We start from the raw sequence: 20,084 nt of genomic DNA, 5'->3' as shown, positions 1-20,084 counted from the left end.
GACTTTGCAATTGTAATCAGAAAATACTGTGAATTTATCTGACGAATACATTATAAAGGTCTTTTTTTGGCAAAAACAGAGTGTAAATAACCAGAGCCAAAGGAAACGGCATAGCGCTTTCTTCTTAAAATATATAACATTTCCTATATCTGTTTTTGTTTATATTGTAAAATGTTGAAGGAAAGGAAGTTGATGCATAAATATGAATACGTTTGTACGGCCCGCAGAGGGAAAAAATAGTGTATCGAGATATATTCTTTCTCTGTTGGTCATTGTGGGTTTGTTCTTTTTCGGAAGCATACTGACCGTGTTTTATATGTTTCTCACGTCCGCTTTCAATCCTTCACTGACGATAAATTGGGATGAGGGGGCATTAAGTGACCCGCTGGCGGATATTTATTTACAGCATATCGTCTATTTCATAGCGATTCCGGGCATTTGGATAGCGGTTCGTTTCATTATGAAACGGCGGTTTTTATCCATCATCACACCGAATCAGTCGCTGAACTGGAAGAGGATTTTCTTTGGATTCGGCACATATGTTGTGCTGATGTTTGTCGCGGGGCTGATTGATTTTACAATTCATCCGGATCGTTTCATGCTTCAGGAATTCCATGCTTCACGTTTTCTGCTGCTGTTAGCGGCGGCCGTCTTGTTGGTGCCGATTCAAACCTCTGCGGAGGAATTTCTCTTTCGCGGTTTTCTGCTTCAGTTCGCCGGAAAATTGACGGCAAATGCGGTGGTTCTGACAGTCATTATCGGCGGATTATTCGGCGCACTTCATTTCGGGAATCCGGAGATGGATAATGGGGCTCTCTGGGCGGGAATCGGATATGTCACCATCGGCATGATCTGGACCTTTATCACGATTAAAACGGGCAGTCTGGAGATGTCCCTTGGCGGTCACGCTGCCAATAATATGTTTTTATTTATCTTTCTCACAGAGGATCATTCGGTGTACGGCGGCATTCCGTCGATATTTACAACAGCAGCCGGCGGCTATGAAATATATGATTGCATATCGACTCTGGTGATCAATATCATCTTCGTATGGCTCGCGTTCCGTTTTGTGAAAAAAGAAAAGCAGCAGGCCGCCTAGGCTCTGCTGCTGATTTGTAAGGTGTTCATCGCTTCATCAATATCCGTCGTCGGCCTCCGGCAGGCGAAATTCTCACAAATGTAGACCGTTGTCTTCCCGTCGATTATTTGATAACCCGCGGCAAAGTCAGAAATGCCGGCAAGCTCTTCCGGATGTTCTGCGGCGAGAATCGTATAGGCGGGAGTGAAATGCTCCTGAAGCGCCTCAATGAAACGTTTTCTGTCCGGGTCATCTTTCCTTCCGAAAACAACGATTTCGTTTTGGGGCATTGTATGTGCCAGTACGCTTTGCATGAAGAAAGCGTTGCTGCTCGGATAGGCCTCTATTTCCCGTTTGAACACAGAAAACATCGCTTCGGCTTTTTCAATCAGTGATATATCACCCGTCAGGCGGCCGAGACGAAGCAGCTGTACGGCAGCCGCGCTGTTTCCGGAAGGCACGGCCCCGTCATAAACCTCTTTTTCCCTGACAAGAAGGGTCTCAGCATCATTCCCCGTAAAGAAGAAACCTCCGTGCCGTTCATCCCAGAACAGCTCCAGCATGCTTGTACATAACGTTTTCGCTTTCTGCAGATAAGACGGATTAAAACCCGCTTCATACAGTTCAAGATAAGCCCAGATGAGAAAAGCGTAATCATCGACAAACCCTTTGTTTTTCACTTCGCCCTCGCGATAGCGGACCATGACGCGCCCGTCCGGCATGAGGTGCCGTTCGAGAAAGCGGATCGCTGTTTCCGCCATGCTGAGAAAGTCAGGCTCGTGAAATACCTTTGCGGCTTTTGCCAGCCCGGCAATCATGAGCGCGTTCCATGAGGTCAGCACTTTGTCATCTGTATGCGGATAGCTTCTGTTTTCACGGGCCTCCAGCAATTTTGTTCTTGCCTCTTCAAGGCGTTCAGCCAGTTCATGTCCGGTGAGGCCGGTCTCTTCGAGAATGGCCTCACGCCGCGTGAAAATGAGGTGCGGGATGTTTTCGCCTTCAAAATTGCCTTGATCTGTGATGTTATACACCTTGCAGTAAAGCGGGCCGAGTTCATCACCGAGAAGGTTCATGATTTCTTTTTTGGACCATATGTAATATTTCCCCTCACGGCCTTCGGTATCAGCGTCTAAAGCTGAGAAAAAGCTGCCGTCTTCATGCGTCATTTCCCGCTGAATAAACATTACGATCTGCATCGCAATCTGTTTGTAGCGCTCATTACCCGTGACTTGGTAGGCTTCTGTATATGCGGTCAGGAGAAGGGCGTTGTCATACAGCATTTTCTCAAAATGCGGCACGAGCCATTCATTATCAGTCGAGTAGCGGGCAAAGCCGTACCCAATGTGGTCAAAAATTCCGCCGTTCGCCATGCCGTCGAGTGTCTTGGTTACGCCGGCCAAAGCCTGTTCCTTGCCCGTATAGCTGTAGTAGCGAAGCAGAAACATGAGCATATGCGGCATCGGAAATTTCGGAGCCTGGCCGAATCCGCCGTACACTGTATCAAACCCGCCGGCCAGCTGGCGATACGTGTCATGAACAGCCTGTTCGCCAAGCATGCCCTCGGCCGGGTGAACCTTGACTTCAAGATGAGCGGCGGCGTTTTCGGCGATATCCTCGACATGCTGCCGATCATTCGCAAACGTTTCGGACAGATGTTCAAGCACATCGATAAAGCCCGGACGGTTAAATTTGCTCGTCTTCGGAAAATATGTCCCCGCATAAAACGGCTTCTGATCTGGGGTGACGAACACGTTCAGCGGCCACCCGCCCTGCCCCGTCATCAGCTGGCAGATTCTCATATACACGGAATCCACATCAGGCCGCTCCTCACGATCAACCTTGATGGCTATGAATTTATCGTTTAACATACCGGCGATCTCTTCGTCCTCAAAGGACTCGTGGGCCATTACGTGGCACCAGTGACACGTCGAATAGCCGATGCTGACAAGAACCGGCTTGTTTTCGCGTTTTGCTTTTTCGAAGGCTTCTTTTCCCCAAGGATGCCAGTTTACGGGGTTGTGGGCGTGTTGGAGCAGATAGGGGGACTTCTCCATGATTAAACTGTTGGGTTTACTATTGTTTGGCATGGGCTCACCTTCTTTCTATTAATATTTGTATGTTTAACATACCACAATCCTCTAAAAAAATTCATACACTCAACTTTGTGAACCACACCCAAGTCATTAAAAAGGAGAACTGCTTATGACTCTATTTTCAGGATTAAACTTCATCCACCTTATTGCTTTTTAGATAAGAAATAAGGATTTAAAATCTTTATCGTTTTATTTACTGTTAGATAGGTGAAACACACTCCGGCGACTGTAACCATCCCGCCTGTCAGTGCAATAAACGCAGGCACCTCACCTAACCACACCCAAGAAATGGCCAAGGCTACGGCTGGTGTTAAATAAAGTGAAATGGTTGCTTCTGAAGCACCGACGAGTGAAGTTACATACGCAAGTGCAAAGTAAGGCACAACCGTTGGTAATAAACCTAAGTAAACGATAGACAATGTTGAGTTCATTGAAGCGTTCAAAAACTCTTCCCCTAAGCCAGGCAGAAACACAAGCATAGGTACTGTCCCGCCCCAAATAGTGAATGTAACGAATGGAATAAATCCATATTTTTTTATATAGCGAGCTTGAAAAACGAAATAAATACTCTCCGAAAAAGCTGCCAGCAGGATTAACAAAATGCCGTTCACTGAATTTGTATAGTTTCCTGCCCCAAATGAAATGATCGACACACCCAATAAACTTATGATAGAGCCAATCCATTTATAAAGCCCAAAATGTTCACCAAAAAACAGACGGGATAACATTGCAGAAAAAATAGGTGTCATGGTCACGAGTAAGCTTGCTACCCCTGCGCTGACTGTTTTTTCTCCGATATTCAGCAAAATGTGATATAGTGCAAAACCTAAAAATCCTAACGATAAAATAGCAGGGATATCCTTCATGTCAGGTAAACGCATATGAGTCAAAACAGCAAAAACCAACAGTGCCATTGACCCAATCAACAAGCGAAACAAAGCGAGGTGTTCCGGCGTGTAACTCTCCAAACCCGCTCGAATTCCCGGGAAAGCTGATGCCCACAACCCAATCATCAGACTGTAAGATATACCGATTCGAACTGTTTTCTTTCTCATCTTTCTCACTCCTCTTTACAAAAACCAACCAGTTATTTAATGTGGTTCTATATTAATAAAGATTTGATGATATGGCTTCAACCAGTTAAATAGATTTTGACCCAACCACTTTAGTTTTTAAGGAGGATCCTTTTTATGAGAGCTCCAGAAGAAAAAAAGATGAAAAAGCTTCCTAAGTACATACAAATCATTCAATTTATAAAAGAGAAAATAGGAAATGGAGAATGGCCGATTGGAAGTAAGATTCCAAGCCAGCGCACGCTTGCTAAACACTTTGAGGTGAACAGGAGCACAGTCATTACAGCCTTAGAGGAATTGACGGCGGATGGATTAATCGAAGGCAGAATGGGCAAAGGGACAGTTGTTACGAACAATACATGGACACTTTTGGCTAAGAATTCCGCTCCCGATTGGGATCAGTATGTAACCTCCGGAATCCAGCAGCCCAGCCAAAAAATCGTTCAAGAGATCAATAAATCAGAATCAAATTCTGATCTTATACAGCTCAGTAAAGGAGAACTTTCACATGAGATTTTTCCTTTAGCTGTTATGAAAGAGATCATGGGAAAGGTATCTCAAAACATAGAGGCATTCGGGTATGAGGAACCAAAAGGATATTTGCCTTTGAGAGAGGCATTAAGCGGCTATTTAAGAACAATCGGCATTCAAGCGTCTCCTTCTTCCATTCTTATTGTTTCGGGCGCACTGCAAGCCTTGCAGCTTATATCAATGGGGCTTTTACAAAGGGGATCGACCGTTTATCTTGACCAGCCGTCCTATCTTTATTCATTACACGTATTTCAATCAGCCGGTATGAAGCTGACTGGAGTTCCTATGGATAACGATGGGCTTTTGCCGGAACATATCCACGTGGCAAGGGGGGAGCGGGGGAGGGCTATCTTATATACAAATCCTTGTTTTCATAATCCGACAGGTATTTTAATGTCAAAAAAGAGACGAGAAGAAATCCTTGCCGCAAGTGAGAATGCACAGCTTCCCATTATTGAAGATGACATTTATCGTGAGTTATGGATAGATGAGATTCCTCCAGATCCTATTAAAACAATAGATAAAAATGGGCATGTGCTTTACATAGGCAGTTTATCGAAAACGTTAAGTCCGGGTTTGAGGATTGGATGGATCGTCGGTCCAGAACCAGTGATTGAACGTTTATCCGACATAAAAATGCAAACAGATTACGGCTCCAGTTCGTTATCTCAGAGAGTAGCGGCAGAGTGGTTTACATCCGGTGAATACCAGCAACATCTAGAACAGGTGAGAAGTCAATTAAAGGTGAGAAGGCAATTGGTCATGAGTCTCTTAGAAACCAATTTGAAGAATGTCGCTATATGGAATATGCCGAAGGGAGGATTCTTTGTCTGGGTAAAAATATTGCCTTCACTATCTATGAAATTACTTTATACAAAAGCTTTGACAAAAGGGATACTTCTCAATCTCGGCAGTATCTATGCTCAAGAAAAAGGGAATTATATTCGCTTATCATATGCTTATGCATCTCTTGAAGACCTTCAAAAGGGAATTTATGAATTGGGTTTGATGATTAAGGAATTGGCAAGCAGATAAATATATAATGATTACTTTAATAGAAAGAGACAAGCTATCAATGACAAGAATCGGCTTGTTTTCGCGTTTCGCTTTTTCAAATGCTTCTTCCCCCTCATGAAAACCAGTAAAAAAGCCGCTAACAAAGCGGCTTTTCTTAAGTTAAGATGCAAAATGTTAAAAAAGGTTAATCTTTGCCCTCCTTGTTTTATTCAAACTTCAATCTGTATGGCTATGTCTTTCCTAGAAGAACATCGGCTTGGTTTATGAAGAGTAAATCATTCACAGAAATTCTTATATCTACAGATGAAGAATAGCGCTTTTTCAGATTATTGGGCCGTATAACCGCCGTCCATTACGACTGCCTGCCCTGTAACGCCTTTCGCTTTGTCACTGGCGAGGAATACTGCGTAATCAGCGATTTCTTGCACGGCTAACAAACGTTTTTGAGGAACCAAGGGGTAAATGACTTCTTCAAACACCTTTTCTTTAGAAATGCCTCTAGTCTCTGCAATATCTTTTAACTGGTTTTGCACCAATGGAGTGTCGATATATCCCGGGCACAAGGCGTTGACGGTAATTCCGTATTCCGCTCCTTCCAATGCTGATACTTTAGTTAAACCGATCAAACCGTGTTTAGCGCTGCAATAAGCCGCTTTCCCTGCAAAACCAATTAAACCATTTATGGAAGCCATATTGATAATGCGGCCAAATTTTTGTTTTTTCATCAAAGGGAATACTCTTTTTGTCGCACTAAAAGGAGCAGTAAGCATTAATTTCAGCATAAATTCAAATTTATCAGTCGGGAAGTTTTCTATATCCGACACATGCTGAATCCCCGCATTGTTTACCAGAATATCCAATCGTCCAAAGGTTTCAAGTGTCTTAGAGACACTTTTTTCTACTTGTTCTTCGTTTGTTACATCACAAACCGCAGAGAGGACTTCGTATCCTTGTTCCGTAAGTTCCTCAGCTGCATGTTGCACGGCTTTTTCGTTCAAATCGGAAATCACCACTTTTGCGCCTTCTTTAGCGAATTCACGTGCAATTTCTAAACCAATTCCACTCGCCGCGCCTGTAACAAGAGCAACTTTACTTTCCAATAATTTACTCATAGTAACCCCTCCAGGATTCATTTTGGTCTCCTAAAAGTTTACACCCAGCAGTTGTATAAGTAAAATGAATAAAAAGAATGTAATGTATTCGTTAAACTTATGGAATGGAGGTCATACGATGGATATACGCCAAATCACTTACTTTCTTGAAGTTGCTAAATCCAACAGTTTTACTAAGGCATCAGAAAATTTACATTTGTCACAGCCTGCCTTAAGTAAGATGGTGAAAAGTTTGGAAGAGGAATTAAAGGTTGAGCTCATTGATCGATCCGCTAGACAGATCGCATTGACAGATGCGGGCGAAATTGTATTTGAACAAGGTCAAATGATTATGAAGTCAATAGATGACTTGTCGACGAACTTATACGATCTTTTACATTTAAAAAAAGGAAAAGTGAAAATTGGAATACCGCCGCTTATCGGTGTCTTGTTTTTTCCTAAAATCATTAGAGGATTTAAACAATTGTATCCTGATGTGAACATCAAGCTGATAGAACATGGGGGTAACAAGGTGAAGCAGGAGGTTGAAGATGGGGTACTGGATCTTGGAGTGGTTATTGAACCAGTGGACGAAGAGCAGTTTGATATCATTCCATTGCTTAATGAAGAACTGATGCTCTTCGTTCATTCCGCTCACCCGCTTGTTCATAAAGAGATTGTGGAAATGCAAGACTTGAAAAATGAACCTTTCATCCTGTTTAGTGAAGACTTTTCTCTTCACGATCGGATTATTCAAGAGTGTATTAGAGCCGGTTTTCGTCCAAATATCGTTTATGAAAGTTCTCAATGGGATTTTATCAGCGAAATGATTGGAGAAGAACTAGGTATCTCCATTTTTCCTCAGTCTATAGTAAAAAAGACTGATCAAAGTTTAGTTAAGGCAATCTCCATTGTTAATCCATCAATTCCTTGGAAAGTGGCGATTATTTTAAAAAAAGGAAAATACGTTTCGCACGCAGTACGCGAATTTATCCGGTATATTTCATTTTTTTGTAAGAGTAATTACGTAAATCAAGATAACTCATGAAAAAAATGAATGGTTTTTATAGTTTTTATGTATTTTACGGTTAGAGAGGGCTGCGATATATTATCTTATGTCAGAAAATAAGTACCTTTCAGGAGGAAATTCAAATGGATCAAAGCCGTTACCAACAAGGTTTAGACAAATTAATGGAGTACACTTTAACAAGCGATGATAAAATCTCTACGCATTTAAAGATTTCTGAAGACTTGAAAGATATCGCCCCAGATGTAAGTAAGTACATGATAGAATTTGCTTACGGAGATATATATTCACGGCCGGGATTAACCAATCAACAACGTGCGCTTGTTACCATTTCATCCCTAGTAACGCAAGGAACCGAGCCTCAGCTTGAACTTCATATCAATACAGGGCTTACATCCGGATTAACACCGACTGAGATTGTAGAGAGTATCACCCAATTGGTTCCTTATACAGGCTTCCCGCGTGTACTTAATGCTCTTTCAGTGGCTAAGAAGGTGTTTGCACAACGACATGTAGAAAACCATTGAGAAATAAAGAGCTTGTATGGAATGCGGGTTGAATTAGTATAAACTCATCAATAGAATATACACAAAACGACAGCCTATAAGGCTGTTTTTTAACATTAAAATGTCTGACCTCTTTTTTGTTTTCGGTTGATCATATGTAAAAGCGATTATATTAATCGCTTTTTGATACTTCGAAACATGCTAAGCTTTGACCTCTTTATCAGTAAGCACTTTTAAAGCATCTCTCACTTTTAAGGCGAAGTTGACAGGTTTATCAATCGCTTCGAAATGAATATACATCAGTCTCGGTTTATCAAACAGCCAGTGATTGTGAAGTGACGTTACAATCAGATCATGTTTCCGAAGAACGCTGATAAATGGATTGATTTCTTTTTGCAGAATGACAGTTTCTCCGCTGCAGAGGGCACGGCCGTCTTTTGTCATTGATTCAAATGAAAACATTTGCGGAATGAGCAAAAATGATCTTCCGGGCCGTCCAAGTACTACAGGTTTTATATTCGTTCGTGATCTCATTACTGTACAAATTCCATTTTCAAACGTATGCATGGTTCCGCCTAGAATATCGTTGAACTCGTCACAAAGACCATGCCGTTCAATCATTTCCCCGTCAGTTTTTGGTACCGCACGCACAGTTTTAGTAGTTAGAACCCTCAGGGCCTCTCTCACTTTTCTTGCAAAATTGAGAGGTTTATCAATTGATTCAAAATGCATAAACATCAGACGCGGTTTATCAAACAGCCAATGGTTATGAACGGCAGTTACGATGATACCGAATTTGCGCAGCTCACTCATTAACGGGTTCACTTCTTCTTGCAGTAAAACAGTCTCACCTAAACATAAAGCTCTGCCTTCCCGGTCCATGCTTTCAAATGAAAAGGCCTGAGGAATGAAAGGAAATGCCTCGGCTCTTCTTCCGAGTACCACCGGATGAATGTTGCTTCGAAATCTTGTCGCCGTACATACGCCATTTACGACACTGGGCGTTGAATTGAGAATTCTAGCAAATTCTTTGCAGAGCCGTGATGGCTCCATACTCGTTTCTTCCACTTCATATCTCCTCCTGGAATCTATTTATAACGTACTTAGTATTAAAGATATGTGAAGATAGAAAAAATGTAACGCATCAGCAGTCCATATTAGAGAGAATCAGCCTTTCTTGTATGATTTGAGATTTTCTTCCCTTTTTATAATCTCTTTAACTGTTAATTTTTAATAGATTAAAAGCTTAAATTGGTAGTTTTATTCCAGCTTTGATTTTTTTGTGGCGGCCATTTGTGACAAGCACCGGCTGCGCACACATACCTTTTAATTTGAGTTTCAGGCTAAGAAAAAAAGCCTTTATACAAGGCTTTCGGTAAATAATTCATACAGCCGTTTGGCTGCTCATTCAGTGACAGCTCACAGCTCTTTTGTCATCAAGACATGCGGGATGCCGTCTTCCATAAATTCCGGTGAATCTGTCTGATAGCCCAGTTTGTGATAAAAGCCTTCCGCATGTGTTTGTCCATGCAGTTTACATTGGGTGATGCCTTTTTCTTTTACCATGTTTTCTAATTCGCTTATGATGACTTTGCCCAACCCGTATTTGCGGTAAGGCTTCAGGATGCAGATTCGTTCGAGCTTGCCTGTATGGTTTACAATGCGGACGCGTCCTGTGCCGGCAGGCTGATTTTCATGATAAACCAAGACATGCCCGCACTGTTCCTGAAGCGTATCGAACTGATCAAATTCATCGGATTCAGGTACTTGCTGTTCCTCAATGAATACTGCTTTTCTAATCTCAAGCGCTGCTTGCAAATCAATTTCCGTTGTTATTCTTTTTATCTTCATAATCAACCAATCCTTTTCACATGTTAGTCTGGACTGCACGGCTTGCTTGTGGTCTTATAGAAGTAACGATAAAATAATTATATTGTAAATGCAACAAAAAATGAAAGGTTTGAAAAGATATGACTGATATTTTGCGGGAAATCGGCATGATCGCACGGGCACTGGATTCCATCAGCAATATTGAATTTAAAGAATTAGACTTAACAAAAGGGCAGTATCTCTACCTTGTGCGTATATGTGAAAACCCGGGAGTGATACAGGAAAAAGTGGCGGAAATGATTAAAGTCGACCGAACAACAGCGGCGAGGGCAATCAAAAAACTGGAAATACAGGGGTTTATTGAAAAGCGTCCTGATGATCAAAATAAAAAAATAAAAAAACTGTTTCCGACTGAAAAAGGGAGAAAGGTTTATCCGTTATTGCAAAGAGAAGGAGAGCATTCTGCGGAGGTGGCCCTGTCCGGCTTTACATCTGAGGAAAAAGAAACCATTTTCAGCCTTCTTCAGCGGGTGAGAAAAAATATAGAACATGATTGGGAATATGTGAAGAAGGGGAATAAAAGAGATTATTAATGGTCATTAGTTCCTTTTAGTGAATGATTGCGTTGTGAATGATTAAAGTCATAAATGGATACGTTATCTGTGACATCTCCTTCCTCGGTTCCTGCTTCAACTAGCCGATAGGCTTATTTTTAACGAAAAGTATCAATTATGGTATATTTAAATAAGAAAAAATAATTGAAGCGGGGAATGATATGAGTACAATCGAAAAACAAAGACGTAAGAAATTCAGAGTGAAATCAATCGTACGGGCCATCATGGTCATCATCGGCGGAATTATTGCCGCGTATGGACTGGAAACCGTATTGATTCCGAATAGTGTATCTGACGGCGGTGTAACCGGACTGAGCATTGTCGGTTCACAGCTGTTTCATTTGCCTCTTGGGATCTTAATTGCGGTGATCAATATACCGTTTGTCTGGTTAGGATATAAGCAAATCGGGAAAGGTTTTGCGTTTCTATCAATTATCGGTATTGTCTCACTTGCCGCGGGCACGAGTTTTTTCCACCACACACCGGCTATCATCGAGGGAGACACCCTGTTAATCACCGTTGTCGGCGGGATTATTCTCGGCTTTGGAATGGGATTGGCATTGCGCAACGGCGGCGCATTAGATGGAATTGATATGCTGGCTGTGCTTCTGTCACGGAAATTGCCGTTTGGCACGAGCGACCTCATTTTATTTTTAAACATGTTTGTGTTTATTTTTGTTTCTTTTGTATTCGGGCTGCAAGGCGCATTGCTTTCCGTCATTGCTTACTACATTGCATCTAAGGTGATTCATGTGGTTGAGGAAGGCTTAAGCGGTTCTAAAACATTTCAGATTATCACCAATGAGCCTGCATTAATGGTAGAGACCATTCGTGAAGAATTGGGCCGGAGCGCTACTTATAAAGAAGCATACGGCGGTTTTTCTCATGAAAAATTCCAAGAAATCACATGTGTCATCAACCGTTTGGAAGAAACCAAACTGAAAGAAATTATTAATGACATTGATAAACAAGCCTTTGTGACGGTATATGATGTCGCAGAAGTAAAAGGCAGTAATTTCAGAAAAGTCCATAATCATTAAGAAGCGAGCTGCCGTTAATCGGCAGCTTTTTTTAAAAAAGGAGAAAAAACTTGCAAAAATAGAATGGCAGCTGTATATTATTGATATATCAAACGTTGACTAGTCAATTAATTGCGCAAAAGAAAGTGGGGATGGGTTTTGACAGCATGTTGTTCAGAGGAAGGCGAGATTTTATATCAGCTCCAATCACTGCATAAAGTGATCGGCACGAAGTTTGAAGCGTGCACCGGAATCAGCCAATCCCGCCTTGAGCTTCTCGCCGTGCTTTTTTACGTCGATGAGATCAGCCAAAGCGATCTTCAGAAAAAGGTGAATATTGATGGCGCAGCCGTGACAAGACACTTGAAACAGCTTGAAGCCAAAGAAATGGTCACAAGAAGACGGAAGCCCGAGGACAACCGAATTATACTTGTCCGGCTTACTGAACAGGGGCGGGAGAGAATTGAGGCTTCCAAAAAGGAGAAGGAGCGTTTCATAAAGGAAATGCTTGCCGGTGTCAGCGAGGAAGAACGCAGTATGTTAAAAAACGTATTGTCGCAGATGCAGAATAATATAGAAAATATGAAAGCATAGGAGTGTTTTACACATGAAAACAGAAATGAAAACAAACGATTTTATGGACATTATGAAAGGCCGCCGTTCCATTCGGAATTACGATCCGGCTGTTAAAATCAGCAAAGAAGAAATGACTCAAATCCTGGAAGAAGCAACGACAGCGCCGTCTTCAGTCAACGCGCAGCCGTGGCGTTTTCTCGTCATTGACAGCCCTGAAGGAAAAGAAAAACTCGCGCCGCTTGCCAGCTTTAACCAAACACAAGTCAGCACATCATCTGCGGTGATCGCGGTTTTCGCAGATATGAACAGTGATGACTATTTAGAAGAAATTTATTCAAAAGCGGTCGAACTGGGCTACATGCCGCAGGAAGTAAAAGACAGACAAATCGCTGCGTTGACGGCGCATTTTGAAAAACTTCCGGAGCAAGTGAACCGTGAAACGATTCTGATTGACGGAGGCCTCGTTTCCATGCAGCTGATGCTTACGGCACGCGCGCACGGCTATGACACAAACCCGATCGGCGGCTACGATAAAGAAAAGATTGCCGAGGTTTTCGGAATGGATAAAGAGCGTTATGTACCGGTCATGCTGCTATCAATCGGAAAAGCGGCAGACGAAGGATATGCTTCCTACCGTCTTCCTATCGAAACAATCGCACAATGGAAATAAGGTTGAAGTGAAGCTGAGGGGAGAGGGACAGTGGAGATTATTGCAGCTGTTTTCGTCGGAATTGTAGCTTTAGAACATGTATTTATCATGATACTTGAAATGTTTTTTATCAATTCGAAGGCAGCTAAGCGGTCCTTCAAATTGCCGAAGCATTTAGAAGGTGATCGGAATGTAGCGGTCATGTTTGCAAATCAGGGTCTGTATAATGGATTTCTGGCTGCCGGCCTCATTTGGGGGCTGATCCTCGGAGCTGATCCGATTGGCCATATGATTCAAATGTTTTTCGTCATCTGCGTGGTCATCGCGGCCATTTTCGGAGGCTTTACTTCAAACAAATCAATTATCGTAAAACAAGGACTTCCGGCTGTTTTAGCGCTTATTTTTCTTTTATTGGCGTAGCAGACGGAAAGAGGGCTTCCGGAAAGGAAGCCCTCTTTTTTTATTCTGTTTTGAAAATCATTCCTTATATGCATCAGTTTCATGCAAACTAACAATTAGAAGTTATAGATCGGGTAACGTATGATAAGTGAAAATAACAAATCAGCGGAGGCAATCAATGGATTGGCATCAGATTAATTATTTTCAGACAGTGGCGCAAGTGCAGCATATTACACAGGCAGCAAAACAGCTGCCCATATCTCAGCCCGCTCTCAGCCGTTCGATTTCAAAGCTTGAAGACGAGCTGGGCGTTCAGCTTTTTGATCGCAAAGGCAGGAATATTTATTTGAATCGGTACGGGAAAATGTTTTTGCATCGTGTGGAACAATCTATCAGACAAATTGAAATCAGTAAGCAGGAAGTCTGGAATGAAATACATCCCAACAGCGGCACAATTTTATTGTCTTTTTTGCCGTCGCTTGGCATGAGTATGGTTCCGGATGTGATCAGCTCGTTTCAACACATGTATCCTCATGTCAATTTTCAGTTGACCCAAGCATCAAATCAGCAGATTATCGAGCAATTAACGTCAAGAGAAGTGGACATCGCATTGACTTCGCTTCGTGATGAAAACGATGAGGTGATCTGCCAGCCGCTTTTAACAGAAGAGTTATATTTAGCCGTTTCTGCTGAACATCCGCTCGCCTCATATGATGAAATTGATTTGAAAATGGCGGAGCATGAACCGTTTATCTCTTTTAAAGATACAAATGTTCTTCACGGCATGATTAAAGAGTTGTGTGAAAAAGCGGGATTTTCACCGGATGTCGTATTTGAGGGAGAAGATATTGTGACAGCTTCCGGGTTAGTCGGCACTAAACTGGGGGTGTCTCTTATCCCTGACTTGCACGTTTTTGATAAAACAAAGGTCAAACTTCTCAGTGTCACCAATCCGATTTGTGAAAGAGAGATTGGTTTGGCTTGGAGGAAAGACGGCTATTTATCGCCGGCAGCGGAGAATTTTATAGCGTTTATTCAAACCCGGCTTAACAGAAAAGGGGGAAGATAAATGACTTACATTCGCCGCGGCACACTTCAATTCAAAAAGGTAAACTTCGCTTTGTTTGCTGGCGGATTTTGCACGTTTGCCATCCTTTGGGGAACGCAGCCGCTGCTGCCTGATATCGCAAACGATTTTCACCTGTCACCGGCGGTTTCAAGCTTAAGCCAATCAGCGGCAACGATTGCTTTAGCCATCAGTCTGGTATTCGCCGGTTTTTTATCAGAAATGTACGGGCGGAAGCAGATAATGGGCGTGTCATTATTTGCTGCATCCGTCCTAGCCGTTCTCACAGGGTTTGTTTCGGACTTTCAGCTGCTCGTCGTTTGCAGGGCGCTGCAGGGAGCCGCATTAGCGGGGCTTCCCGCGGCGGCAATGGCTTATTTAGCTGAAGAAATTGAGCCGGACAGCTTGGGAATGGCAATGGGGCTTTATATCAGCGGAAACTCGATTGGCGGCATGACGGGACGCATCATCAGCGGCTTTCTGACGGATTCCTTCAGCTGGCATACGGCTTTGCTGACGATCGGCCTCATCAGTTTGCTGGCAAGCATTATCTTCTGGACGATCCTTCCTGCCTCTTCTCATTTTACGCCCCGGACATATAAAAGAAACGACATTTTCACCTCATTTTACCGTCAATACAGGACGCCCGGTTTCGGCTGCCTTTTGATCATCGGTTTTTTATTGGAAGCCGGCTTTGTATCTTTATATAACTATATCGGTTTTCAATTGATGAAGCCGCCTTATTCACTAAGCCAAACGGCAGTCGGATTTATTTTTCTCGTATACCTTGTCGGAACGTTCAGTTCAACGTGGATGGGCATGTTAGCAGACAAATACGGCAAAAGAAAAATCCTGCCATTCTCATTGGTGATTGTCATGATTGGTGTCTGCATTACTTTATCTGCTGATATAGGGATCATGATTTTAGGAGTTGCGATTTTCACATTCGGCTTTTTTGCGGGCCATTCGATCTCCAGCAGCTGGGTTGGCGAACTGGCCGTCCGCGATAAGGCACAGGCCGCGGCCTTATATTTGTTTTCCTATTATGTGGGAGGGAGCATTGGGGGGACTGCAAGCGGCGCTTTCTATCACCAATTCGGCTGGGGCGGCATTGCCGTCATGATTACGGCGCTTTCTGCCGTTTCAGCAGCCGTTTCAGTCTGGCTGGGATTATTGACGAAACGAAAAAAAGATAAACACCAATAGGCGTTTATCTTTTTTGAATTACAGATAAATGCTTACCGCAGAATAGATGAGCAGCAGACACATCACGATGCGAAACGCTTTATCGTGTTTCTCAAAGAGATGTTTAAAAACAGAGCCGAACGCCGACCACAGCAGTAAAGCCGCCCAGCCCAGGAGAATAGCCGACGCGAGCCAGAACGCAATCAATGGATACGTGTGCTGAAATGGCAATATAAAAGCGCTCATTAAGGTTAAAAAGAATAAAATACTCTTTATATTGATCATTTGAAACAGAAATCCCGATAGAAAAGACGATCGGGTTTTTTCAGAATCGCCTTTTGATGTTTTGGGCAGCGAGATCTGCCAAGCCAAATAGAGCAAATAGACGGCTCCGGCAATTTTAAAGTAAGGTTCCACGACGGGAATCCAATGATAAACACTCATTGTGAACAGACCGCTGAGAATGCCGAGCACTGCAAATCCCGTCAGGATTCCGCCGTTAAAACGCCATGAACCGATAAAGCCGGCTCTGCGCGCTTCATTCATCATTAAAATATTGCTCGGCCCGGGTGTAATAGATGTCATCAGGACATAAGAAAGAAAAGCTATGATACTCATTAAATCACCTTCATTTGCTAATGTGATGGAACCGTTTTTTATTGTATGATAAGAATAGCTATAAATAAAATTGAAAAATAAAATCGCATTATTGATTTTTTCGATACATCTTAGAGGTGAATTCATATGGAGATCAGACATCTTATTACATTTCAGGCCATTGTAGATAAGGGAAGCTATACAGGGGCCGCGGCGAAGCTGGGATACACGCAGTCGACGATTACGACTCATATTCAGGCGCTTGAACAGGAGATCGGCGGCGCATTATTTACGTACGAAAAAAGGCGTCTGAAACTGACGCCTTTAGGGAGAGAGCTGATACCGTTAGCCGAGGATTTACTTTCCGCCCATGACAAGATCAAAAATATGCAAAGCATTCACGAGGTGAAGGGCGTTTTAAAAATTGCGGCGCCGGAGTCTTTGACCATTTCCAGACTGGGGCCGATTATCAGAGAATATTCCATGAAGTATCCGAACGTCAATATCATATTGAGCAACGGAACATGCGGGCAGAATCAGGTGGAATTAGTAAGCGGCCGCGTGGATATTGCATTTATGGTGTATCCGGAGATACAAATGGAAAAATGCATACATCATTCTTTAATGGAGGAACGCATCGTCCTCGTGGCGGGCAATGACGCACCGGAACATTTTGACGACTATCAACAAAGCGGCAAGCACTTTTTTATTACAAATGAAGAAGGATGCAGCTATCGGACTATGTTTGAACGATTTCTCGTCAAACATGATATCAGTCATTTACAAACAATGGAACTGTGGAGTATAGAGGCCATTAAGCAGACGGTGATGAGCGGACTCGGTTTCTCCGTTTTACCTTATATTACGGTAAAAGAAGAGGTAAAAGCGGGGAAGCTGAAAATTCTTCAGCAGTCTGAGCCGTTCGAGCGGCTTTATTCTCATATGCTGGTCAAAAAGAAAAAATGGCAGCTTCCGGCCGCTGAAGCTTTTGTGTCGCTTGTTCTTGAGTCGTTTGGTGATAAATAATGTTTAGGTTAATTTGAAAGCCGATGCCTGCGCGCATCGGCTTTTGTTTTTGTCCGGAATCTTAATGACATTTTCGATGTCAGCCAGCTTTGACTCCATACCTACCTTTTTTAAAAAAAGAGAGCTGATCAGCAAATATGGTATGATTTACATAATCAGGGAGTGAGAAGATGAATATGAAGAGGGCATATTACGCTATTTTATACAGCCAGACCGCTATCAACTTGGGGTTCTCACTTTATACGATGGCCGTCATCTTGTTTTTGTTTACAAAAACCGGTTCGACGGCGATGGCCTCTCTTATGACGTTCGTCAGCATTGTATGTCGCGTATTGGGCAGTGCCGTTTTGCCGCTGGTCACCGGCCGGTTCACGCTTCGGTCTTTGTTAATCGGTTCTCAATTGATTCAGATCACACTGTTAGTCTGTTTGTTTTTTGTCATTCAAACCGGTTCATCCGCATTCTTTTTTCTGATGTTTTGTCTGATCGGAGGCATTTCTTTTTGCAACGGATGGTTTGCTCCGATAAAAAGCGCGCTGATTGGGGAAATCATTCCTCCCGATCGAAGGGCGAAAGCGAACGGTTTATTATCTGCGGCGGATCAGACCGTTCAGTTTGCGGGGTGGTCTCTCGGCGGCGTCATCATAGCGTTCTTGGGAGAGAGCGATACAATGATCATCACTGTCATGTTATTGGTTTCTTCGGTTTTGGGCATCATTCTGTTTCTTCAAGTACGCATGTGTGCGCCGGCAGCAGTCAGGGAACGTTCCCTTTTTGCAGATGCGGCAAGCGGCTGGGTGTATTTATTTCGGCAAAAGCAGCTGAGGGTTCTCATTGTGATGGATGTGATCGAATCGTGGGCAGGCATGATATGGATCGGGTCTGTGTCCTTGACTTATGTGCATGACGTCCTTCATAAAGGAGAGGCTTGGTGGGGGTATGTCAACGGAGTCTATTATGCAGGGACGATGATCGGCGGACTGATCATCTATAAGTTATCCGGTCAGTTTCAGCATCATCTCATTCCGCTTATGCTGACGGGAGCCTTGGCATATGGAATGTTCACGTTTATTTATGGGTTGATCACAAGCGCCGTTACGGCCCTTTTTCTGGTGCTGTGTATGGGGCCGGCTTGTGTATTACGAGATCTCACGCAGGAAACATTACTCCAAAACATCACGACCGAAAAGACACGGGTCAATATATTAGCGGCGAGATCAGCTTTAGTTCAGTTCATTTTTATGTTTTCCATTATCGGAACGGGGGTCATCTCGGATGTATTCGGCGTGCGGTTTATTTATATTGGCGCAGGCCTCCTCTTATTAATTTCGGCTTTTATCGGATTTTCTCAGCTGCGAATGAAGAAGATGGTACAAAGCCGCATGTAGTGTAGTATAATGAGGAACGTACGTTCTATATCGAGAGAGGAGAGGGTAATGTGGGACATCTGGCACTGCAATTGTATGATTATCATCTTTGGGCAAATCAGCAAATATTCACCCGGCTTAAAGAGCTTCCGGAGGATGTGTACCGTAAGGAGATTCAAAGTGTCTTTCCGTCGATAGCCGGTGTATTGACTCATGTGTATCTGTCGGATAAGGGGTGGTTTGATGTGTTCTCCGGAGAGCGTCTGGAGGATACGCTGAAATCAGCTGAACAGCAAAAAGAGGACATCTTGTCTAAAGAGATAGAAGAGCTGGAAGATATGTTTTTGGAATTATCAGATCGATATCAATTATTTTTGCAAAAGGAAGAAAATATCAGTCTCCCCCTTGAAATAGAGCATCCGTCAGGAGACATCATGAAAACCGCAGCGGCCGATATGATCCTCCATGTTGTGAACCACGGAACGTATCATCGCGGGAATATAACAGCCATGCTCAGACAGATGGGGTATGCTTCTGTGCCGACGGATTACGGTATGTATTTATATATAAACAAAAAGTAAACAAGACAGCCAACGCGGCTGTCTTGTGATATCCGTAAAACAGCCAAATCATATGAGTGATTTGGCTGTTTTGTTTGCTATGCCATGTTCTGCAGCCGTTCTAAACTGTTTTTCCAATTCGCTTCAAGCGCTGTAAAAGCAGCGGCGGCATCTTGCTGTTCTAATGCGTGAATGATATCAGAGTGTTCATTATATGATCTGTTTAAAGCGCCGTTTTCACTGAAATAGCGGATTTCCATTCTCTGAATTTTGACTTTCAGGCTTACAAGAAATTTGTGAAGTTCGGCGTTGTCCGCAAGCAGAATGATGCGATGGTGAAATGCATTGTCCGCTTCCAGGATGGCCAGTTTATCGCCGTCTTTCATTGTTTGAAGAAGATTTTCATTCAGCTGTTTCAATTCCTGAATCACGGCATCGTCCACATGCGGGAGAGCTTGCTGCAATGCCAGTTTTTCAAGCGTCCAGACGATGGAATACAAGTTTTCCGCTTCTTTTAACTCAATCGGAGCGACAAGCGTCCATCTGTTCGCTTTTGTTATCACCAAGCCGTCATCTTCCAGCCGCAATAAGGCTTCCCGTATCGGGGTGCGGCTGATTCCCAATGTTTCCGACAAATCCTTGTCCTTTAACTTTGTTTCCGGTTTGAGCTTGCCCGTTATGATCCAGTTTCTGAGTGTGCGATACACTTCGTCCCGCATGATGGTTCTTTTCAGCACAGGTTCTTTGTTTTGATTATCCAATGGAACACCTCATGAATCG

21 protein-coding genes are annotated in these 20,084 nt (G+C 43.1%); 14 read left to right on the top strand and 7 right to left on the bottom strand.

Features of this window, described 5'->3' with window-relative positions; all coding sequences use genetic code 11:
• Positions 1–202: 202 nt before the first annotated feature.
• Positions 203–1,099, top strand: coding sequence for a CPBP family intramembrane glutamic endopeptidase (locus NYE28_RS21110; protein ID WP_025285586.1), 897 nt, complete (start codon positions 203–205; stop codon positions 1,097–1,099).
• Here NYE28_RS21110 and NYE28_RS21105 read toward each other — a convergent pair.
• Together NYE28_RS21105 and NYE28_RS21100 are read right to left on the bottom strand one after the other, a co-directional pair.
• Positions 1,096–3,165, bottom strand: a complete 2,070-nt coding sequence (locus tag NYE28_RS21105) for a thioredoxin domain-containing protein (protein WP_043020841.1) — start codon at positions 3,163–3,165, stop codon at positions 1,096–1,098. The genes NYE28_RS21110 and NYE28_RS21105 overlap by 4 nt on opposite strands.
• 149 nt (positions 3,166–3,314) lie before the next feature.
• A complete protein-coding gene (locus NYE28_RS21100) occupies positions 3,315–4,226 on the bottom strand; it encodes an EamA family transporter (protein WP_025285584.1) in 912 nt (303 codons plus the stop codon).
• Between the two features lie 135 nt (positions 4,227–4,361).
• Between NYE28_RS21100 and NYE28_RS21095 the strand changes: the two genes are divergently transcribed.
• Positions 4,362–5,810, top strand: coding sequence for a PLP-dependent aminotransferase family protein (locus NYE28_RS21095; RefSeq protein ID WP_025285583.1), 1,449 nt, complete (start codon positions 4,362–4,364; stop codon positions 5,808–5,810).
• Between the two features lie 308 nt (positions 5,811–6,118).
• Here the strand turns inward: NYE28_RS21095 and NYE28_RS21090 are convergent, their stop codons facing one another.
• Positions 6,119–6,904: a 3-hydroxybutyrate dehydrogenase gene (locus tag NYE28_RS21090; RefSeq protein ID WP_015240976.1), complete on the bottom strand. Its 786-nt coding sequence runs from the start codon at positions 6,902–6,904 to the stop codon at positions 6,119–6,121.
• 118 nt (positions 6,905–7,022) lie between these two features.
• Here NYE28_RS21090 and NYE28_RS21085 point away from each other — a divergent pair, with 118 nt between their 5' ends.
• Complete coding sequence (locus NYE28_RS21085) at positions 7,023–7,931, top strand: LysR family transcriptional regulator (protein ID WP_025285581.1); 909 nt, start codon at positions 7,023–7,025, stop codon at positions 7,929–7,931.
• A 104-nt stretch (positions 7,932–8,035) separates the two neighbouring features.
• Complete coding sequence (locus tag NYE28_RS21080; protein WP_007409882.1) at positions 8,036–8,437, top strand: carboxymuconolactone decarboxylase family protein; 402 nt, start codon at positions 8,036–8,038, stop codon at positions 8,435–8,437.
• Positions 8,438–8,617: 180 nt separating this feature from the next.
• On the opposite strand, the gene NYE28_RS21075 is transcribed toward NYE28_RS21080, so the two are convergent.
• The gene (locus NYE28_RS21075; RefSeq protein WP_012118923.1) at positions 8,618–9,484 is read right to left on the bottom strand and encodes a DUF1259 domain-containing protein; all 867 of its coding nucleotides are present in this window, start codon (positions 9,482–9,484) and stop codon (positions 8,618–8,620) included.
• A gap of 351 nt (positions 9,485–9,835) precedes the next feature.
• Complete coding sequence (locus NYE28_RS21070) at positions 9,836–10,267, bottom strand: GNAT family N-acetyltransferase (protein ID WP_072589783.1); 432 nt, start codon at positions 10,265–10,267, stop codon at positions 9,836–9,838.
• A gap of 119 nt (positions 10,268–10,386) precedes the next feature.
• Between NYE28_RS21070 and NYE28_RS21065 the strand changes: the two genes are divergently transcribed.
• From NYE28_RS21065 to NYE28_RS21035, 7 genes are all read left to right on the top strand, one after another.
• The gene (locus tag NYE28_RS21065; protein WP_007615031.1) at positions 10,387–10,839 is read left to right on the top strand and encodes a MarR family transcriptional regulator; all 453 of its coding nucleotides are present in this window, start codon (positions 10,387–10,389) and stop codon (positions 10,837–10,839) included.
• 182 nt (positions 10,840–11,021) lie between these two features.
• Positions 11,022–11,900 carry a YitT family protein gene (locus NYE28_RS21060; protein WP_012118921.1) on the top strand — a complete coding sequence of 293 codons (879 nt, stop codon included), beginning with the start codon at positions 11,022–11,024 and terminating at the stop codon, positions 11,898–11,900.
• 138 nt (positions 11,901–12,038) lie between these two features.
• Complete coding sequence (locus tag NYE28_RS21055) at positions 12,039–12,473, top strand: MarR family transcriptional regulator (protein ID WP_007409877.1); 435 nt, start codon at positions 12,039–12,041, stop codon at positions 12,471–12,473.
• A 13-nt stretch (positions 12,474–12,486) separates the two neighbouring features.
• The gene (locus NYE28_RS21050; protein WP_337681374.1) at positions 12,487–13,125 is read left to right on the top strand and encodes a nitroreductase family protein; all 639 of its coding nucleotides are present in this window, start codon (positions 12,487–12,489) and stop codon (positions 13,123–13,125) included.
• 30 nt (positions 13,126–13,155) lie between these two features.
• Positions 13,156–13,524, top strand: a complete 369-nt coding sequence (locus tag NYE28_RS21045) for a DUF1304 domain-containing protein (RefSeq protein WP_015240972.1) — start codon at positions 13,156–13,158, stop codon at positions 13,522–13,524.
• 157 nt (positions 13,525–13,681) lie between these two features.
• A complete protein-coding gene (locus NYE28_RS21040; protein WP_342490246.1) occupies positions 13,682–14,572 on the top strand; it encodes a LysR family transcriptional regulator in 891 nt (296 codons plus the stop codon).
• Positions 14,573–15,775, top strand: a complete 1,203-nt coding sequence (locus NYE28_RS21035; protein ID WP_076424872.1) for an MFS transporter — start codon at positions 14,573–14,575, stop codon at positions 15,773–15,775.
• A gap of 18 nt (positions 15,776–15,793) precedes the next feature.
• Here NYE28_RS21035 and NYE28_RS21030 read toward each other — a convergent pair whose 3' ends face one another.
• Entirely contained in the window at positions 15,794–16,372 is a 579-nt protein-coding gene (locus tag NYE28_RS21030; protein WP_012118916.1) for a LysE family transporter, read from the bottom strand.
• 126 nt (positions 16,373–16,498) lie between these two features.
• Here NYE28_RS21030 and NYE28_RS21025 point away from each other — a divergent pair, with 126 nt between their 5' ends.
• The 3 genes from NYE28_RS21025 to NYE28_RS21015 all read left to right on the top strand — a co-directional run bounded on the left by NYE28_RS21025 (position 16,499) and on the right by NYE28_RS21015 (position 19,325).
• Positions 16,499–17,377, top strand: a complete 879-nt coding sequence (locus NYE28_RS21025; protein ID WP_059367440.1) for a LysR family transcriptional regulator — start codon at positions 16,499–16,501, stop codon at positions 17,375–17,377.
• A 170-nt stretch (positions 17,378–17,547) separates the two neighbouring features.
• Positions 17,548–18,765 carry an MFS transporter gene (locus NYE28_RS21020; protein WP_052828051.1) on the top strand — a complete coding sequence of 406 codons (1,218 nt, stop codon included), beginning with the start codon at positions 17,548–17,550 and terminating at the stop codon, positions 18,763–18,765.
• Positions 18,766–18,815: 50 nt separating this feature from the next.
• Positions 18,816–19,325, top strand: a complete 510-nt coding sequence (locus NYE28_RS21015; protein WP_012118912.1) for a DinB family protein — start codon at positions 18,816–18,818, stop codon at positions 19,323–19,325.
• A gap of 77 nt (positions 19,326–19,402) precedes the next feature.
• Here the strand turns inward: NYE28_RS21015 and NYE28_RS21010 are convergent, their stop codons facing one another.
• The gene (locus NYE28_RS21010) at positions 19,403–20,065 is read right to left on the bottom strand and encodes a GntR family transcriptional regulator (RefSeq protein ID WP_122504312.1); all 663 of its coding nucleotides are present in this window, start codon (positions 20,063–20,065) and stop codon (positions 19,403–19,405) included.
• Positions 20,066–20,084 lie beyond the last annotated feature (19 nt).

Source organism: Bacillus sp. FSL R5-0443, from assembly GCF_038608285.1.
In the GTDB taxonomy this organism is placed as follows: domain Bacteria; phylum Bacillota; class Bacilli; order Bacillales; family Bacillaceae; genus Bacillus; species Bacillus velezensis.
This window is presented reverse-complemented; position numbering and strand designations above follow the sequence as displayed.

Coding starts and splice junctions, on each gene's coding strand:
- NYE28_RS21070 (WP_072589783.1), bottom strand. CDS start 10,267: ATGAAGATAAAAAGAATAACAACGGAAATTGATTTGCAAGCAGCGCTT.
- NYE28_RS21110 (WP_025285586.1), top strand. CDS start 203: ATGAATACGTTTGTACGGCCCGCAGAGGGAAAAAATAGTGTATCGAGA.
- NYE28_RS21050 (WP_337681374.1), top strand. CDS start 12,487: ATGAAAACAGAAATGAAAACAAACGATTTTATGGACATTATGAAAGGC.
- NYE28_RS21085 (WP_025285581.1), top strand. CDS start 7,023: ATGGATATACGCCAAATCACTTACTTTCTTGAAGTTGCTAAATCCAAC.
- NYE28_RS21065 (WP_007615031.1), top strand. CDS start 10,387: ATGACTGATATTTTGCGGGAAATCGGCATGATCGCACGGGCACTGGAT.
- NYE28_RS21025 (WP_059367440.1), top strand. CDS start 16,499: ATGGAGATCAGACATCTTATTACATTTCAGGCCATTGTAGATAAGGGA.
- NYE28_RS21020 (WP_052828051.1), top strand. CDS start 17,548: ATGAATATGAAGAGGGCATATTACGCTATTTTATACAGCCAGACCGCT.
- NYE28_RS21035 (WP_076424872.1), top strand. CDS start 14,573: ATGACTTACATTCGCCGCGGCACACTTCAATTCAAAAAGGTAAACTTC.
- NYE28_RS21080 (WP_007409882.1), top strand. CDS start 8,036: ATGGATCAAAGCCGTTACCAACAAGGTTTAGACAAATTAATGGAGTAC.
- NYE28_RS21095 (WP_025285583.1), top strand. CDS start 4,362: ATGAGAGCTCCAGAAGAAAAAAAGATGAAAAAGCTTCCTAAGTACATA.
- NYE28_RS21100 (WP_025285584.1), bottom strand. CDS start 4,226: ATGAGAAAGAAAACAGTTCGAATCGGTATATCTTACAGTCTGATGATT.
- NYE28_RS21105 (WP_043020841.1), bottom strand. CDS start 3,165: ATGCCAAACAATAGTAAACCCAACAGTTTAATCATGGAGAAGTCCCCC.
- NYE28_RS21060 (WP_012118921.1), top strand. CDS start 11,022: ATGAGTACAATCGAAAAACAAAGACGTAAGAAATTCAGAGTGAAATCA.
- NYE28_RS21030 (WP_012118916.1), bottom strand. CDS start 16,372: ATGAGTATCATAGCTTTTCTTTCTTATGTCCTGATGACATCTATTACA.
- NYE28_RS21090 (WP_015240976.1), bottom strand. CDS start 6,904: ATGAGTAAATTATTGGAAAGTAAAGTTGCTCTTGTTACAGGCGCGGCG.
- NYE28_RS21040 (WP_342490246.1), top strand. CDS start 13,682: ATGGATTGGCATCAGATTAATTATTTTCAGACAGTGGCGCAAGTGCAG.